General features: G+C 42.8%; 17 protein-coding genes. 5 read left to right on the top strand and 12 right to left on the bottom strand.

Annotated features, from left to right (window positions below):
• Positions 1-15: 15 nt before the first annotated feature.
• The 3 genes from H9Q76_RS03175 to H9Q76_RS03165 all read right to left on the bottom strand — a co-directional run bounded on the left by H9Q76_RS03175 (position 16) and on the right by H9Q76_RS03165 (position 2,966).
• Positions 16-888 (bottom strand): DegV family protein, encoded by an 873-nt coding sequence (locus tag H9Q76_RS03175; protein WP_021985692.1) that lies wholly within the window; start codon positions 886-888, stop codon positions 16-18.
• Between the two features lie 17 nt (positions 889-905).
• The gene (locus H9Q76_RS03170; protein ID WP_021985693.1) at positions 906-2,006 is read right to left on the bottom strand and encodes an N-acetylmuramoyl-L-alanine amidase; all 1,101 of its coding nucleotides are present in this window, start codon (positions 2,004-2,006) and stop codon (positions 906-908) included.
• A 129-nt stretch (positions 2,007-2,135) separates the two neighbouring features.
• Positions 2,136-2,966: a DegV family protein gene (locus H9Q76_RS03165; protein WP_021985694.1), complete on the bottom strand. Its 831-nt coding sequence runs from the start codon at positions 2,964-2,966 to the stop codon at positions 2,136-2,138.
• 235 nt (positions 2,967-3,201) lie between these two features.
• Between H9Q76_RS03165 and H9Q76_RS03160 the strand changes: the two genes are divergently transcribed.
• Positions 3,202-4,116 carry a DUF368 domain-containing protein gene (locus tag H9Q76_RS03160; RefSeq protein ID WP_118734835.1) on the top strand — a complete coding sequence of 305 codons (915 nt, stop codon included), beginning with the start codon at positions 3,202-3,204 and terminating at the stop codon, positions 4,114-4,116.
• Here the strand turns inward: H9Q76_RS03160 and H9Q76_RS03155 are convergent.
• Entirely contained in the window at positions 4,097-4,996 is a 900-nt protein-coding gene (locus H9Q76_RS03155) for a DUF2156 domain-containing protein (protein WP_118734834.1), read from the bottom strand. The genes H9Q76_RS03160 and H9Q76_RS03155 overlap by 20 nt on opposite strands.
• A 6-nt stretch (positions 4,997-5,002) precedes the next feature.
• Complete coding sequence (locus H9Q76_RS03150; RefSeq protein WP_249321605.1) at positions 5,003-6,535, bottom strand: hypothetical protein; 1,533 nt, start codon at positions 6,533-6,535, stop codon at positions 5,003-5,005.
• A 167-nt stretch (positions 6,536-6,702) separates the two neighbouring features.
• Here H9Q76_RS03150 and gltX point away from each other — a divergent pair, with 167 nt between their 5' ends.
• Positions 6,703-8,157, top strand: a complete 1,455-nt coding sequence (gltX, locus tag H9Q76_RS03145; protein WP_249321604.1) for a glutamate--tRNA ligase — start codon at positions 6,703-6,705, stop codon at positions 8,155-8,157.
• A gap of 57 nt (positions 8,158-8,214) precedes the next feature.
• Here the strand turns inward: gltX and H9Q76_RS03140 are convergent, their stop codons facing one another.
• The 6 genes from H9Q76_RS03140 to H9Q76_RS03115 form a co-directional block, all read right to left on the bottom strand.
• The gene (locus H9Q76_RS03140) at positions 8,215-9,048 is read right to left on the bottom strand and encodes a hypothetical protein (RefSeq protein WP_249321602.1); all 834 of its coding nucleotides are present in this window, start codon (positions 9,046-9,048) and stop codon (positions 8,215-8,217) included.
• Positions 9,045-9,698: an ABC transporter ATP-binding protein gene (locus tag H9Q76_RS03135; RefSeq protein ID WP_330594738.1), complete on the bottom strand. Its 654-nt coding sequence runs from the start codon at positions 9,696-9,698 to the stop codon at positions 9,045-9,047. Before H9Q76_RS03135 ends, H9Q76_RS03140 begins: the two co-directional genes overlap by 4 nt.
• Positions 9,695-10,492, bottom strand: coding sequence for a hypothetical protein (locus H9Q76_RS03130; RefSeq protein ID WP_118373728.1), 798 nt, complete (start codon positions 10,490-10,492; stop codon positions 9,695-9,697). The genes H9Q76_RS03135 and H9Q76_RS03130 overlap by 4 nt, the downstream gene beginning before the upstream one ends.
• Positions 10,476-11,054 carry a hypothetical protein gene (locus H9Q76_RS03125; RefSeq protein ID WP_021985702.1) on the bottom strand — a complete coding sequence of 193 codons (579 nt, stop codon included), beginning with the start codon at positions 11,052-11,054 and terminating at the stop codon, positions 10,476-10,478. Before H9Q76_RS03125 ends, H9Q76_RS03130 begins: the two co-directional genes overlap by 17 nt.
• A gap of 29 nt (positions 11,055-11,083) precedes the next feature.
• Positions 11,084-11,977, bottom strand: coding sequence for a hypothetical protein (locus H9Q76_RS03120; RefSeq protein ID WP_021985703.1), 894 nt, complete (start codon positions 11,975-11,977; stop codon positions 11,084-11,086).
• A gap of 67 nt (positions 11,978-12,044) precedes the next feature.
• On the bottom strand, positions 12,045-12,503 hold the full coding sequence (locus H9Q76_RS03115; RefSeq protein WP_118373730.1) for a hypothetical protein: 459 nt from the start codon (positions 12,501-12,503) through the stop codon (positions 12,045-12,047).
• A 103-nt stretch (positions 12,504-12,606) separates the two neighbouring features.
• On the opposite strand from H9Q76_RS03115, the gene H9Q76_RS13960 reads away from it, so the two are divergent.
• Genes H9Q76_RS13960 through H9Q76_RS03105 form a run of 3 tightly spaced genes read left to right on the top strand, consistent with a single transcriptional unit; the run spans position 12,607 to position 15,403 of the window.
• Positions 12,607-13,311 (top strand): accessory gene regulator B family protein, encoded by a 705-nt coding sequence (locus H9Q76_RS13960; protein WP_118373731.1) that lies wholly within the window; start codon positions 12,607-12,609, stop codon positions 13,309-13,311.
• A complete protein-coding gene (locus H9Q76_RS03110; protein WP_118545872.1) occupies positions 13,312-14,076 on the top strand; it encodes a LytR/AlgR family response regulator transcription factor in 765 nt (254 codons plus the stop codon).
• Between the two features lies 1 nt (position 14,077).
• Positions 14,078-15,403 carry a sensor histidine kinase gene (locus H9Q76_RS03105; protein ID WP_021985708.1) on the top strand — a complete coding sequence of 442 codons (1,326 nt, stop codon included), beginning with the start codon at positions 14,078-14,080 and terminating at the stop codon, positions 15,401-15,403.
• Here the strand turns inward: H9Q76_RS03105 and yfbR are convergent.
• Positions 15,400-15,999: a 5'-deoxynucleotidase gene (yfbR, locus tag H9Q76_RS03100; RefSeq protein ID WP_118373734.1), complete on the bottom strand. Its 600-nt coding sequence runs from the start codon at positions 15,997-15,999 to the stop codon at positions 15,400-15,402. The genes H9Q76_RS03105 and yfbR overlap by 4 nt on opposite strands.
• Between the last annotated feature and the right edge of the window lie 40 nt (positions 16,000-16,039).

The raw sequence follows: 16,039 nt of genomic DNA, 5'->3' as shown, positions 1-16,039 counted from the left end.
GGTGTCAATAGTTTGTTACATATTTGTTACAAATGCAATCGCTAACATACCAGAACCGACATGCGTACCAATGATCGGTCCAATTGGCGCAATCATCAGATTGTCCGCCTGCATACCAGCGTCCACCGCCATCTGCTTTAATTTTTCTGCTTTCTCAATGCAGTCCGCATGTCCGATTACGGCACGGAGTGTGCTTAAATCGCCGCCCTCTTCCACGGTCTTTGCAATAAGGTATTCCATCGCCTTATTTGTTCCACGTGCTTTGGAACGGATAACCAGCTTGCCTTCTTCATCCACACTCAGAATCGGTTTGATTTTAAGGGCACTTCCGACCATCGCTTCGACGGTTGATACACGTCCGCCACGTTTTAAATGGAACAGATCTTCCACCATAAACCAGTGATGCACATGTCCGCGTGTCTGCTTCACCCACTCTGCAAGCGCATCCAGATCCAGGCCTTCCCGTTTCTTCCTTACGATCTCATACAGAAACGCCCCCTGTCCCACAGCGGCTGACCGGGAATCCACACATACGATCTTTGCTTCCGGGTATTTGTCCAGCACCATATCCGCGCCAAGCATAGAAGACTGATACGAACCACTTAAGCCAGAAGAAAAACTGATGTATAAAACATCCTTTCCTTCTTTCACATATGGCTCAAAAAAATCCTGATACATCGCCGGATTGATCTGTGACGTCACAGGCATCGCACCCTTGCGCAGGCGCTCATAAAAGCTTCCAATGTCTCCATCGCGCTCATCCAGATAATACTCGTACACCTGCTCCTCGATTGAATAGGAAAAAGGTACGATCGGAACTTCTAATTCCTTTACAACCGCAATTGGCAAATCTGCTGTTGAATCACTTATAACGATATAATCTCGCATACAATCTATCCTCCAATTTAATATCCATAATACGCATCTAAGCCATCTGCAAGTCCCTGAACGATTTCTTTCTGATAATCCTGATCGATCAGTTTGGATTCCTCCTCTTCATTGCTCAGATATCCAAGCTTGATCAGTGCGACTGGCTTTTCACTCCAGTTAATGGCTGTCATCTGGTCTGTCTCGTAAATTCCCTGATTCGTACATGCAGTATTATCCAGAACACCCTGAATCAAACGCGTTGCCAAACGGTAACTGTCATTGTACAAGTCACTGTTAAATTCACTATCCGGTGTCATACACACACCCATTACACCAGTCAGGGAACTGTTCTCACTGAAATTCATCTGAATACGCACATACACGGTTGCCTCTGAATCATTCGCAAGCAATGCACGATCCTTGTTCGACAAATTGATCTCATCGGTATCTCTTGTCATCAGCACCTGGTAACCACGGCTTTCCAGTTCTGTCTTTAACAGATTCGCATAAGTCAGATTCAGTTCACTCTCTTTCGTTCCAAGTGTCGTTCCAACATTTCCCGTAGATGCCCCCTGTTTGGTCACATCAGTATTCGGTCCGATCTCGACCTGTTCCGCATTCACAACCGCCTGATTGGCTGGATCAAGCATAACGATCTTCTTTACCTTCTCGGCATCGCTTTTTGTTGCCGTATCCGTCGGTGTCTCTTCCTCGGTTGTATCTGGCAGGGTTCCGGCTGGCGGTTCTGTCTGGATCACATATTCGGAATACACGTAAAATGTACTGCCATCCACCATAACCTTTGTCCACTCTTCATTGTAACCGACACGATTTAATATCTCACCACCCGGAAGCAGCTTGTAAATATCTGCGTCCGTGGATGCTGCCACGCGGACATTGATCGTCTCTCCCAACGTTTTCACATAATCATTTGTAATATAGTAACCATCGGCATCCATCGGCAGATCCGGTTCCTGCGCTGCATCCGCATTCGTTGCCACAACTGCAGGTTCTGCTGTTGTAACTGCCTCCGTTGTTCCATCCTGTTTCTTTCCACAGCCACCGAGCATCATCATACAGACGGCACCAATCAGCCAGCCTGCCAGTTTATTTCTTCGATTTAGTTTTTTCTTCATAGCTTGTTACTCCCATTTTCGTATCTTGATTCATCTGTAAAAAGCGTATTTATAAATAGTATCATTCCACGCAAAAAAAGACAAGATGTTTTCCGCATCTTGTCTTTTCCAATCTTTTGAAATATAAAATTAGAAACAAACGATCACTCCGCCACGGCTCTCATACGTGGAGCTGATTCCGTTGGCATCAAGGATTTTCACATCCGTAAATCCGAACTGTTCCATCAGTATCTTCCGTACATTCTTGCTTCGCTCCATACTGCCACACTGTGTGATACGAACCGGTTTGGTATTGTCATAGCCTTCTTTCTCAATATGCGACAACAGCTTATTTAACGCTTTGTTCATGCCGCGCGCCTGATCAAGCTGCTGAATCTCTCCGTCAACACCATGCAGTACCGGCTTGATATTTAACATATTGGCTGCCAGTGCCTTTACCTTCGTAATTCTTCCGTTCTTCCGCATCGTATCGAGGTTATCCAGTACAAAAAGTGTACGAATCTCTCCAACATATTCCTCTGTCTTTTCCACGATCGTCTTGAAGTCAAGATCCTGCTCTATATAGCGTTCCAGACGCTCGCAGATCAGATGCTGTGCTGCCGCTGCCGACTTCGAATCAAACACATGGATTTTTACATCTGGATGATTCTCCTGATAGATCTGCTTTGCAAGCATTGCACTGTTGTAGGAGCCGCTTAACTTGGAAGAAAGTGTCACTACAAATACATTTTCCGCACCTTCAAAATGCTGCATATAATTCTCTGGTGAAGGGCAGGAAGAACGAGGGCATTCCGGGCATCGGTCTACCATATCCAGATATTTCTCCTGATCAAAGGTATCATCATCAATCACATCCGTATCCCCAACTGTGAGAATCAACGGTACCCGGCTGATATATTCCTTTTTCAAATCCTCGGCTGTAAAATCACAACAGCTGTCTCCAACAATCTTATATTTCATAGTTTTCGCCTTTCAACTCTTTTAGAACTATTACACGTGGTTTTTAATACTACATATGATAGCATGTTAAAACACGAATTGCAACCTATTCTTATACGAATTCATAAGTTTTTCATGATTTATAAATTATTTATCTTTTATTTACCTTTTTCAAATTGTATTTTTATACCTTTCATAGTATAATTTCAAAAGTTTGTATTATACATTCAATATAATAGTGAAGGAGTAAGAAAACTTGAATTTTTTAGTTGATCTGATCAAAGGTGTTTTTGTCGGTATCGCAAATGTTATTCCGGGGGTCAGCGGAGGTACGATGGCAGTTTCGTTCGGCATTTATGACAAGCTGCTGAATGCAATTTCCAGCCTCTTGAAAAGCTTCAAAAAAAGCTTTTTGACCCTGCTTCCGATCATACTCGGAATGGTAATTGGAATTGTTGGTTTTACTTATATCATTCCGTGGCTGCTTGCAAACTTTCCATTTGCAACTTCCTGTGCATTTACAGGGCTGATCATCGGCGGTATTCCAGCGATCTTACGTTCCCTGAAGGACGGCTGGCAAAGTGAAGAGAAGAAATCTCTGCTTGTGAACATTCTTGTATTTTTGATTTTACTTGCCGTAGCAATGGCAATGGTATTCTTAAATGGTGACAGCGAAAGCGGCATTGCACTGACTGCAAGTGCCGGTATGATCGTGAAGATCTTCTTCATGGGAATCATCGCAAGTGCAACTATGGTAATCCCCGGTGTCAGCGGTTCTCTGGTGCTTATGATTCTCGGATATTACTTCGGTGTTATCAATTCTGTAAAACAGTTTGTAGAGGCACTCCGCACACTGAATCTGCAGGGCATGCTGAATCAGCTTTTCATCCTGATTCCTTTTGCGATTGGCTGTGTACTTGGAATCTTCTTTATCTCCAAGCTCATAAGCTATCTGCTGAAGCATTTTGCATCTGCGACGTTCAGCGGAATCTTCGCGCTTGTAGCGTCTTCGCCGATTTCAATCTTCTATAAGGTAAATCAGGAATACAGCATGAATGGAACTTCCGTCGTATCCATCATCGTCGGTGTGGTTCTGCTGGTTGCCTGTGTAGCATTAACCTTATTCATGGAAAAACTCGGAGCACCGGAATCTACGGTGTCCAAGTCTTAGTTACGATTCCTTTCTCCACAAGGCTGTCCGGCTGATAGGACAGCTTTGCCTGGCGAAGTCCGGGAATTCCCATATCTTCTTCCCGGTTTATATAGGTATAGTCCGACAATTCCCGTCTGACAAATTCCCGATTGATCATGGCATACGCACCTTGTACATCTGCGTATGCCTTTTCAAAATGCACATCAAACGTATCTTCTGTCAATCGTTCTCCCAATGTAAATGCTACAACCTTGCCCTCTGCACGGATCAGTCCGCCGATCATGCCAAACATCTTCCGATGCGCAAGCGCATAGGCAATAACTGCTTTCTCATTTTCTTTATCCCCATCGTGTTCCGGGTTGTTCTCCCGCGCCCATGCTTCTTCTAATTCCAGACATTCCTTCCAGTTTTTCCCATTGATCCGCTCATATTGATAATCCGGGTAATTCTCTAAAAACCGGTTAATATGGTTTCTCTTCGCATGCAGCTTCTTGCCTGCAAGTGTCGCAAGCGACTCCTGTCTGTACAGATAATCGGCGCTGTCTCTGTCATATTCAATCTGATACTGTCCCGGATACCAGCGTTCAATCATCTCGAACATTTCCGGCTCTACCATATACATAGCAAATGGCAGATTACTTTGTTCAAAGTAATCTACCACTCTGTCAAATGCATCCTTCGGATCGTGTTCCCCGATTGGAAACGTAAATGAAGTCGGAATGCCATCCTCCACTCTGCAAAACACAAGCATATCCTCTAAAATCGTGAATTTCGTCTGATAAAAATCACACCAGAACAGGCTGTTTGCAGCAGAGAATTCACATCCTCTGTAATGATTGTACTGCAAATAATGATCTAACAACTCTTTGGTCTCAATACTCGGTCTGATAATATCCATGTTTGTCTATTTTCCTTCCAATAATGTATCGACGTCATTTCGTCCGTACGCACATAATTGTTTGCGGATTTCCTGAATTGTATACTCATCCGCATGAATTTCTACCTTATCCAGCAAATGATCCACATAGCCACACCACTTCTCGTAGATGCGAACCAGATCCTGCTCGGTCGGCTCCTTCTTCTTATGATCGTTCAAAGAAACTGTACCTGACATAATCTCCTTCATCGTAAGTGTCCGTGGCTCAATGCCATATGCAATATAACGGATCTCTTCGGTACGAACCAATGCACAGTCATACATCTCTACCAGCAGATCCTCAATACAGTCATCTGCAATATTAAAATGATGATAATATGCTTCGATCGGACGGCGTGCCGGACGGTCTGCCGCATCCTCTTTGTTATACCAATAGAAATCTTCATCACTTGCAACCTTGGATTTTGTACGTTTATTCTTCTTAGAACCATAAGAAGAAAGTTCTTCGTTGATACCAAACATCGTCTCGGCCGGCACCTTTGCCGCCTTCAGATCTCCCATGATGGCTGCGCCCATCGCCTCTGCTTCCCGTACAGATGCAGCAAGCGCTTCGTTGCTGATATTGATCTCTGGAATATCCGGTCCAAATGCCAAATCTGAAAGGTCTTCTTTGTCTGTCTCCGGCTTTGGCTGTGCAACTGTTTCTGGCTGTTTCTTCTGCTTTCTTACATGCTTTTTCTTCTGCTTCTTTGGAGATTCAACCGGCGTCTCTGCTTCTACCGGTTTCTCCACCACTGTATCAGCTTCCGGCTCCTGCTCCGCAGGAATTTCTGTATTCATCGCTTTCTGATCTTCTACGGCATCTATGGATGCAGAAACCACATTTTCTGTGGAGTCTGACTCCTCTGGCATAATCGATGTTTCTTTCTCATCCGTTTCCACAGTCTCTGCTGTATCTTCTGATTCATTCTGTACCGACGTCTCAGTCTCTGTCGCAATCTCCGGAATACCTGCATCTGCCTGCATAACATCCTCTGTCTCCGGCTTTGGATTCCGACGTTCTTCCTTGACTGCCTTTGTATCAATCTCCTGTGTCGGCGCATTTGCCTGTGCCGGATCAATCTTCAAAGATCCCGGTACATCAAATGCACTGTCAAGCTCTGCATCATACTCATCAACTTCTACATTCTCATAATCTTCATAGGAATCATCTGCATCCGCTGTATCGACGTCATCATAATCGCCGTCCTCCGCATATTCATCCTCGTACTCATCATCATAACCTGTGGCTTCTGGCGCAAAAGCAGAATTTTCATCCGGCATATCCAGATTATCTACATAGAAATCATCTGATAGCATGGCATCCGCATCATCAAACACTGTCTGCTCATCTTCCAGCTGCTCCGCATCTTCATACTCTGTGCCATCTTCAAACTCATCCTCGTCATCATATCGACGCTTCGACTTGCTTGCAATCACAGCGATTGTTGCTATAATCATAATCAGAAACAGCGCAAGCAATGCGACAAAATATATCATTGAAATCATTGATCGATCCATATCATTTCCCAGCTTTCTTAAAAAATAACCACTCCCAAAAATGAGAACAATCCTTTTGTAGTATACTAAAAATAAATTCAATAATCAACAATATGTTGTAAAATGATTTTTCCTTTGTTATAATTTCCTAAGAATTTATCTGTTATACAGGAGGCTATCATATTAAAATGGCAAAGATTAGAACAAGATTTGCACCGAGCCCGACCGGCCGGATGCATGTAGGAAATTTGAGAACTGCTTTATACGCATACCTGATTGCAAAACATGAGGGTGGCGATTTTATTTTGCGTATCGAGGATACGGATCAGGAGCGTGAGGTAGAGGGCGCTGTCGATATCATCTACCGTACCCTGAAGGAAACAGGACTTGAGCACGACGAAGGGCCGGACAAGGACGGCGGCGTCGGTCCATACATCCAGAGTGAGCGTCAGAAGCAGGGCATCTACTTAGAATACGCAAAGAAGCTGATCGACAAGGGTGAGGCATACTACTGCTTCTGCGATGAGTGCCGTCTGAAGACACTTGTCACAGAATTCGAGGGAAAGACCATCTCCCGTTACGACAAGCACTGCTTACACCTTTCCAAAGAAGAGGTTGAGGCAAACCTTGCGGCTGGCAAGCCATATGTTATCCGTCAGAATAATCCGGAAGAAGGCACAACGACATTCTCTGACGAGCTGTACGGTGACATCACGGTTCCGAACATCGAGCTTGACGATATGATCCTGATCAAGTCCGACGGTTTCCCGACCTACAACTTCGCAAATGTTGTGGACGACCATCTGATGAACATCACACATGTTGTCCGCGGAAATGAATATTTATCTTCCTCTCCAAAGTACAACCGTCTCTACGAGGCATTTGGATGGGAGGTTCCAACCTATATCCACTGTCCACTGATCACGAACGAAGATCACCAGAAGCTCTCCAAGCGTAGTGGTCACTCTTCCTTCGAGGATCTGTTGGAGCAGGGATTTTTGACCGAAGCGATCATCAACTTCGTCGCATTGCTCGGCTGGAGCCCGGAGGATAACCGTGAAATCTTCTCTTTGCAGGAGCTTATAGAAGCATTTGACTACCACAATATCTCCAAGTCTCCGGCAGTTTTAGATATGACGAAGCTCAAATGGATGAACGGCGAGTACATCAAGGCAATGGACGATGAGAAGTTCTACGAGATGGCACTTCCTTACATCCGGGAAGTCGTTGGCGACAAGATGGATGCGAAGAAGATCGCCGCTATGGTAAAGACAAGAATCGAAGTATTCCCGGATATCAAGGAGCAGATTGATTTCTTAGCAGCCGTACCGGAATACGATATCGCAATGTATACACACAAGAAGATGAAGACAAACGCAGAGAATTCACTGCAGTTATTAAAAGAAGTTCTTCCGGTTCTTGAGGCACAGGAATCGTTCGACAATGACAGCCTGTTCGCAGCTCTTTCCGCATTCGGTAAAGAGCACGAGTACAAGACCGGCTTCGTCATGTGGCCGCTTCGTACCGCTGTATCCGGCAAGCAGGCAACACCGGGCGGTGCAACCGAGCTTATGAGTATCCTCGGCAAGGACGAGACACTGGCAAGAATTGAGGCTGCGATTGCGAAACTGGAGAATGCATAATTTCTTTGAAAGACAGAAAGACAGGGACTACCTCAAAAGGGTAATCCCTGTTTTTATTTAATCCAGTACATCCTTATCTTGAAAATATAAGGTTCCACATACAATCACACAAAGTAACCCGAATACAGCTATCACGAATCCACTCATCGGTTTTACGCCTTCATAATTGATATAGGAACTTCTCTGCCACATCGTATAACTTCCCGGCAGCCACCAACAGGTATAATAAGCAGACAGAATATAGACCCCACACGTTGCAGCAAAGCTTATAACGGGTGTAAACAAAAAACTGAAAAGCATCTGTACTTCTGTCATCAGCACAGATATGGCAAATGGCAGCAAAACGGAAATCAGAATCATATCGGACTGGCTGACATAATTCATAGAATCTCCATACAAATGTTCCAACAGATCCACTGAAAAATCCACACTTAGCTTTGCACCATGCACACAGGCACTGATCGCGCAGGTTATGGCAATTCCAATATAGTATAGAAAAACTGTCATCAGGCACCAGAACATCTTCGCAATCCACCAACGAATGCGGGAGCCGCCTGCCGGAATCACAATCGCTCCATACTCATTATAATCCTTACATGGATAATATGCAGTCAGATATGCCAGCCCGATGTGAAGCATAAACCACGAAATCGGAATCACGAACGTCGAATCGGGACTGAATTTATAGATATACATTCCCTGCATAACACACAGATAATAATCTGCTGCTGTTCCACTTCCGGCAATCGTCCCCGCATCGTATAGGTTTGCAGCATATTCCGCAAAACCGGCAGTCATCAGCACGACAACAAGAGGGATGATCAGAAATCGGGCACCATGCCGGAACGTCCCAAGACACATATCCCGCCAGAACATCTTTGCTGTTCTCATGCCACTCCCTCCTTCTGCTTACACACAACTGTACCGTCCTTGATCTCAATGATCTCATCACTCAGATACTCCAGTTCTTCCCGATCATGACAGGCAATGATAATCAGATGATCCCGTTCCCGCAAATCCACCAGCACTTTCTTTACCTGCTCCACGCTTGCTTCATCCAGCGCATTGATTGGTTCATCTAATACAATAATATCCGGCTCTCCCATAATTGCATTTGCGATTCCAAGCTTCTGTTTCATTCCGAGCGAATATTTCCGATATACACGCTTATCCTCCGGATCAAGCTGCACCCGCCGCATAGCTTCCGCCACAGCCTCTTTGTCTATATCACTGCGAAGCGATGCCAGCATACACAGATTCTTATATCCTGTATATTGCGGCAGAAATGCCGGATTCTCAATCAACGCCCCAATGCTTTCCGGAAACTCGATATCCTTCATAAGTACTTTCCCATTGATACTGACCGTTCCTGCGCTTGGTATCATCAATCCGCAAATAGTTCGCATAAGCATGGTTTTTCCACATCCATTTTTTCCTTTCAGACCATAAATCGCTCCCGAATGGAATTTCAGATTGATATCATGCAAAATCGGTGTTTTATGTATTGTCTTCGATATATTTTTTAATTCAACCTCTATCATAACACGTCTTTTCTCCTTCCCTTTAAGAACAGCCAGAGTATAATAACCAGCGTTCCACCGACTGCCATAAGCACGACCTGCAGCCTGCTGAAAACAACCGATTGTCGCGGATTTAGCATCTCCATCACAGAAAATCTGCCATCATTGTTTTCCATCATAACAGTGCTCCACATGATATAGAAAGCAAAAGGAATTACAATCGCACTAAACATACTCTCGACCCGTTCTGCCACACATACAGAAACAAGTGCCAGAAGTCCTGCAAACAAACCATCTAAAAGGATAAATGCCAATGCATACAATGCACCGTTTGTCTCATACAGTCCGGAAAACAAATTCACATCCAGAATTCCAGCCGACAGAAATTCCAGTCGTTCCGGCATACGAAGTGGATATATTGTCATAACCGCCATCAAATCTAACAACAACGGAATCATCACAGTGATTGCTGCCATCACAAACACAACAAATGATTTTGCCATATAGTACCCACGTCTGGAAGTGTGCAGTAAAATATTCTTCAGATAACCTGTTTTGATGTCTTCATAATAAGTTCCCGCATATGGTAATGCTGCCAGAATCGGAAGCAGCGCATAAAACAGACTGTTCGTCACGAACTGATAATCTGTCCCAATCCATGTCTGCATCACAACTTTTGTATCTATCGTATCCCGAAATGCATTATGAAAGAGTACGATATCGCCAATTGCTAGAGCCGTTCCTAACAGCAATGCCACATAAAATCCAACCGACCGAAAAGCTCTGTAAAACTCAAATTTAATCACTGGTTTCATAGGCTCGCTCCTCCATAATTCCCCCTGTTTTTAACCGGATGCGTACGGCATCCGGATACAGCGACACCACATATTCAAACTCCATGTCTGAAAGATTCTCCCATGTTTTCTCACGAAAGCAGGCACGGGACATCGTAGTTGCAATCCAAATATCCTGTTTCTTTCCCGTATCTAGCTGTTCACCATAAAATTTATTCAATTTAGCCCCCATATACGGATTATAAGCACTTCCCCACCCCCTGCAGACAAATCCTTCTCCTATCACGGAAAATATATCGTCCCAGGATATCGCTTCATCCGAATCATTTCGAACCATTAATCGCACACAGACAGCCTTCTCACTATCTGCCACATCATTCTCCATACCAAAATAAGTACCATATTCATCCGAATCCAATAGCAGAAACTCATCCGCCTGAATTGCAAGCCCTCCATAATAAAATTCCTGTCCCTGTTCCACATACATTACATTGTTTTCCTTCCCACGATTCAGGTTCACAACTTGGATTACCCATAGCAAGAGTCCAAACATAATCAGGAACACGGTTATCTGATTTTTCATATGCACACGCTCCTCACTGTTGCTTATATCTATTCTGACTCATTCCCCATAAGATCATACAATGGCACAACCGTCTTGGATAATACCGGATTTACCCACGAATCCAACATTTCCACACTAATAGTTCCTATATACATGAGTCTTTCTTCATGTAAATCATATAAGGAATGTTCATCTATCTCATATCCAATGACACATTCCAATACCTCTTTCGGTTTCATTGTATACCATGTAAACCAACTGAGTCGATCTGGATTTTCTACATATTGCGTTTTATCAAAATATATTATATTATCAGTCGTCACAGCATAGCTTTTCGCTCTATTTGTTTGAATCAAATATAAATCGCTTAAAACAATTTCTCTTGATTCGACCGATTCATTTTCTATACGCATTTTCACAAAATAATATCTGGATTTTGGATGTCCTTCTATCCGATATTTATCACCTGCATCCTGTCTTGCATATGGATCTGTCAACGCATTATATTCTTCCTCTGTATAATTATAGGGATTTAATACAATTTCTTTTATATCCTCCAATTCAGGGATTTCCTCATACATTTTCTCATAATCCCATAACAGATCCGTCTGATAATTTGCATCAGGAAGTGCACTGTCAATAAAAAACTCTGCCGGATAACGTGTCTGCATTTCTATTTCTGTATCTTCAATCATATCGCAATCTACAAACTCATATGTTATATTATCAATAGTCACACTATGTGTCACATCTTTTTCCTCAGCATCACAATCTGTTTGTGTATCATCCCCAGATGTATTCTGTTGCTTTTCTTCTTGTTCATCCCAATATCTCTCAACCGGATACTTCTTATCTTTTTCATTTTTCACAATGTATCGTAAACACGCAATTCCAACAATGCCAAGCAAGCATCCACTTATTAACTTTTTGCGATTTTTCATACTTCCTCACATTCCTTTTATAGGAGGAAACAATTCACCTAGTTTCCCCCTATTTTCTATCTTTCTTCTAGCCAAAAATAGTGTAATTCCTTGTTGAATCCGGGCTCCATACTCCACTAGTGTCAAGTCGCGAATATGAAATTCTTGACATTACCAATCTGGCCTCTGTCCCTCCCTTTTCATTTATCCAATTTGTAATGCTTCCCTGTGTTCCTGTTGGAATTGCATAGGAATATGACCCTGCAAATTTTTCATACTGACCTGTAATGCTGTTCTTTTTTCTTCCATTAGCCTCATAATATATCTTAGGTCCTGCAGTTGGATATACATAAACTTTAGTAGCATTATTTTTAGTTCTCCATTCACAACTTCCTATAGGATCTATATTACTATACGAATACTGTTTATTACCTGTATTACCTGCCGCTGCTTTTGCATTCGTTCCAAATCCCACTACGGCTGTTACAGACAGCATCATTGCCATCGCTATTGTTACAATTGAATTTTTCATTTTTCCTTTTCTCATAAGCCCCTCCTTCTCTTCTGTTTTCCATCAATATGGTAATCGCACTATAACACGCTTTTATGATTTTCTGTTGAAATCTGCTACGAACGGTCAAAAATAAGGGATGAATGTTCGTTCATCCCTTATTTTTGACCGTTCGTATCCCTTTTTCTATCCGTCCGACATTCTCTGCTATACTGTAAAAAATGAAAGGATACATGAAATGATACTCTCTAAAAAAATAAGTAAGAAGATAACTGATACACTTGTAACAAACGAAATTATAGAACCGCAAAAGGAGGGCATATATTTCTATTGCCTTGATTTTTCACTCGATCTGATTTTGTTTAATTGCAGTCTGCTATTGATTGGGGGACTCCTTGGTCTTTTTCTCCCGTCGCTTGTATATATTATAATTCTGGTTCCGGTACGCATGCTGGCAGGCGGCGCCCATGCAAAAAGTCCTTACTCCTGCTTCCTGCTTTCTTATTCCATTTATTTTCTGACTCTATTTTTATCTCGGTTACCATATTTGATTATGCCTGGACTCTATATTCTTCTTATCAGCCTGCTTACTCTTATAATCTGGGTTCTGGCTCCGGTTGAAACTACATACAAGCACTACACCACTGACGAAAGAACAAAAATCAAAAAAATATTATTTTTTCTGTTATTCTTTATTTACGCATTTGCGGTCCTCATGCTATCATGGAAACAGCAACTCTATTATCATATGATATTGATTTGCATGTGCATAGTTCTTATCAATCAATGTATCGCACTTTGCTTGAATCATAGGACATTACATGTTTCAAGGGGGGGAAAATAAATGACACTGAACATAGCCATCTGCGATGATGACGCAAAAGAATTCAAGCCATTATGTCATCTTTTAGATATATGCTCTTTCCAATTCAATATTGATCTGCACATTGATACTTATACAAGTGCACAGGCACTTCTGACTCGCTACCGGGAATCCACAGGAGCGCCCTATCAGTTGCTCTTTCTGGATATCGAGATGCCGGATGGAAGCGGAATCACGCTTGCAGATGTAATCAAGAGAAATTTCGACCATCATGTAATGATTGTCTTTGTCAGCAACTATCCAAAATATATGCAGGACAGCTTCGCCGTCCACCCCTACCACTTCCTTCAAAAGCCAGTCCAGGAAGTCGAGATGAAGCAGCTGATATCAGATATCCTCGAAGAGTACACGAAAAATCTATCGTTGATTTCCGTTGTAGATGGCTATGACCGGGAATATACATTGAACTTAAAAGATGTCTATTACATCAAAGTGAAAAATGCGAAGTCCAAAGAATTATGCTTTCATATGCGGGAGGATACGATTCCTGCGAAAGGGACAATCACTACCTGGAGTTCCATGCTGGATGAAACGATGTTTATGATGTGTTCCCGCACAGTTCTTGTCAATCTTTCCCATATTCACTATCTGAAGGATTGCTCGATTATTTTTGACAACGGTGCCACCGTCTCCATGAGCAGGCGGAACCGGAAACTGATCACGGACCGCTATCTGAATCAGGTGGTTGCCATGCACTCGGATTTTTATACACACCAAGGAGTCTAATATGCAGTACGCACTTACGATACTTACATATCTTTTTGATATGTTCATCTTAACTACATTTCTGATGAACACATTACATCATTTCAAGAAACGTTATGCCCCACTATATCTTTGTGTCCTTGTCGGTTGCGAATGCTGTCTGTATGGATGTGAAGTATTAAACAGCCATTTCCCTACCATACAATCAGAAATTACCGCAACGCTTATCAGTCTGGGTACAACGTTTATCCTCTGCTTATTTTTCACAAGCAGTCTGAAAGCAAAGCTATATGTGGTACTGCTGTTCCAGATCCTTGCATCACTTGGAGAAGCCATCTTTACTTTCCTGTTTACAAAACTAAATCCTGACTTCTATGCAGAAAATGACACTGCTTTTTTATACAGTGTTATGAATATCGGTTCCAAGGTCGTCCTGTTCATACTCTGCCTGCTCATGTCATTATTGTTTCGGAAGCAGACACCTGCGCACTCTCTGGAATACAAGTTTTTGATTTTATCTACACCAATCATATCCATCATCATTTATGTATGCCTGCCGCTTCAACATCTGTTTCTGATTGATAACATACTTTTCTATGAGCTTTTGATTTTCTGTCTGGTGTTGTTAAATATCATAAACTATATTCTGATCCAGAAAGAATATGCATCGACCACATTAAAATACACAAACGCCCAGATGGAAGATCAGATTCGCTTTCAGAAAGAAAAATACGAACAGCTCAGTGAATCCTATCGGCAAAGCCGCCGGATCATCCACGACCTCAAAAAGCAGTATTTCTGTATCAACGAATATGTCGACAACAAGGAATACGATAAACTGAAAACCTTCACCAGTGAGGCAGTCAGGGATATCGAATCCACTTATTCCAAATACAATACCGGCAATCTGGTCATTGATTCTTTCCTGACAAACTATGATACACTTGCAGCGAAAAATCATATTCAATTTGTTGCTAAGCTTGGGGTAACGTATAACCGGATTCCGGTCAATGATTATGATTTATGCGTGATTCTCGGCAATATGCTTGATAACTGTCTGAAAGCATGTATTGCCAATCCTTCCAGTGAGAATTTTATCCATATCGCGATTGCGACTACTGAAAACGATAAATTCACGATTCACTGCGAGAACACAACCGCAGAGGGAACATCCCTGGAGCACATACATGCCAGCCGGCAAAATTCCCTCTATCACGGATATGGTCTCACCAATATACGGAATACAGCAGAAAAATATCATGGTTTCTTCACTTACAGTGTTGAAACCCTCTTCTATATGGACTTGATGATTCCGATTATCGAAAAAAGCAAACGCATTATGCACTAATTCAACTCATCGAGTGTCTTCGCATAGGCCGGCAGGAATTCCTGCACGAAGTCCTTTACTTCCGGGTAGCTCTTTGATAGCTCCTGCACCATCTGTTCGGTGCTTTCCTTCGCCTTGACGAATTCGCGGTTGCCGGTTTTTTCTTCCTCCATACACTTGATCAATGCAGAAAGTTTATCTGCCGCTTTTACGAGCTTCCAGAGATACTTCGTCTCTTCCGTATCATCGCCCTGCTTGAAGAAGTAGTCCCGGTAATATGTCTGCAGATCTTCCGGAAGCTGTCCGATCAGCTTCTCGCACGCTTCATCCTCGATAGAATGAAAGAGATCCTTCATCCGGTTGTTGTAATACTTGATTGGTGTTGGCATATCGCCTGTGATGATCTCGGACGCATCGTGATACAGTCCAATCACCGCCGCCTTGTCGGCATCTAAATGCTTGCCATACCGCACATTTCCGATCACGCAGAGCGCATGCGCCAGCATGCTCACTTCCAGGCTGTGTTCCGACAATGTCTCCGGGTATGTGTTCCGCATGAGCGCCCAGCGCTCAATATATTTCATGCGCGCCACCGTCGCAAAGAAATTGTATTCCATAATTTTCTCCATTCTCTCTTATCAGTATCATATTCATGAA

The sequence above is a fragment of the Wujia chipingensis genome, from assembly GCF_014337155.1.
Lineage (GTDB): Bacteria > Bacillota > Clostridia > Lachnospirales > Lachnospiraceae > Coprococcus_C > Coprococcus_C hominis.
Note: the sequence above shows the minus strand (reverse complement) of the source record. Positions and strands in the feature narration are given on the sequence as shown.